This is a genomic window from Nocardia lijiangensis NBRC 108240 (assembly GCF_001613045.1).
Taxonomy (GTDB): domain Bacteria; phylum Actinomycetota; class Actinomycetes; order Mycobacteriales; family Mycobacteriaceae; genus Nocardia; species Nocardia lijiangensis.
Genome location: NZ_BDBP01000208.1, coordinates 1 through 1,631, shown reverse-complemented (window position 1 = coordinate 1,631; position 1,631 = coordinate 1). Strand labels below are relative to the sequence as shown.

At 70.9% G+C, this 1,631-nt stretch carries 1 protein-coding gene; it reads right to left on the bottom strand.

The genetic code is table 11. The features are described 5' to 3' along the window. Positions 1-459: 459 nt before the first annotated feature. The coding region (locus tag NL1_RS38455) for a DUF6049 family protein (protein ID WP_245673747.1) at positions 460-1,631 on the bottom strand (1,172 nt) is incomplete at its 5' end.

Below are 1,631 nucleotides of genomic sequence, written 5' to 3'. Positions count from 1 at the left end.
GCCGGGTCCGCGCTGCGCGGGCATCGGGCCGGACTGTCCGGGAAGGGGTCCGCGCTGAGCGGGCATGGGCCCCGACGGCGGCGCCATCCGACCGCCTTGCGGCGGCGGCCCGGACGGGCGGCTGACCCGAGGCACCCTCGGATACTCGCCGTAGGGGTCCCGGTGCGTCATTCCGGGATCCTCCTGCGGTTCGCTCTGCGGCCGAACCCCGCGCTCCCACGGCGCGACGGGGGCCCGGCGAGCGGGCGGCCCGTCAGGTCGTTCATCAGGTCGAGACCGATGAGCGGATAAATCATCGTCGCTCATCATGCCTCCTGTGTCGTACCGGACCTGCGCATCCGGCATGCCCGATCGGCGTTTCGCCCATCGAGCCTTCCCCGCCGTGCTGGTTGTCGCGCCCGCAGCGGAGCGGGCGCGACGATGCTCCGATTGTCCCGCACGATGTGGGCATCGGATCGATCATCCCTCATCGTGCCCGTGTTTCTGTTCGCGTAGTACTCGCATGCGCGCGCGTCGGTACCTGTTCACCCGGCGCCGGATGCCAGGGTCGAAGCCCTCGTCGGCGGGATCGGGTTCGCCACGGAAGCGCCGCCACAGCCGGCGCCCGGCCAACAGGAACAGCAGCAGTCCGGCGCATGCCGTAATTATGGCCAACGCTTGGCCGTAGGCGTTCGAACGCACCGAGACCGAGGTGGCGTTGCCCAGTGCGACGCCGTCGGGCGTGGTGAGTGAAATCGGAATCACCAGGTTGCGGCTGTCGCTGACCTCGGTCGGGATCTGGAACGACCGCGTGCCCTTCGGCGGGAGCTGCTGCTCGCCGATATCGGTGATGTTCGTCTCGGCGGGCGCCTCGATGCGGAACCTGATCCGGATCGCGACCGGTAGGTCGTTGCGCGCGACCAGCAGCAACGGGCTCTGCTCGGACGCCAGCGTGTACACCCCGCCCGGCGGAAGCACTGTCACCGACCGGTACAGGTTGTCCGTCGTGCGCGTCGTCTGATCCAGCCGTCGCTGCGCGAAGGTGTCCGGCTGGGTGGCGTTGCCGGTGCGGCGATCGGAGAGGGAAAGGACACGGAGCAGGTCGTCACGCAACGGCGTGAGGAACTGGCTCGGGGTCGGCTCGATCTCCGGCACGTCCACCAGCGCCCGCATCAGTTCGGTGATCCGGTGGCCTTGGTCGTGCACCGGCGGCACGAACCGCGCGGGCACCGCGTCCTCGGCGGCCTGCGGCAGATAGTCGAGCTCGTAGGGTTGCGCGTCCGGGTGCTGCGCGAGCACGTCCGCGAACGGGCGCGGCGTCGCGAGATTGTTCCGAACCAGCAGCTCCAGCTGCCCGAGCAACGCGGTGGCCTCGTCCCGGTTGGCGCCCCACTGCTGCGGCGGCATCAGCAGCAGCGAACGGGGCTTGCCCGGCTCCGGATGCAGCGCGCTCCACGAGACCGCGCCGAGCGCGTCCTGGAGGCGGGCGGCGCGCGAGTCGTTGGTGACGTCGTAGCGCACCCGGTCCGGCGTGAAGGACGGTGTCGGCGGATTCGAACCGACCGCGGCCAGCGCCGTGGCGGACCAGATGTCGAAGGTCGCGGCATGCAGCGCGGGGTCGGGCTGCGCGGCGGGCGGTGCGCCGGGTGCGG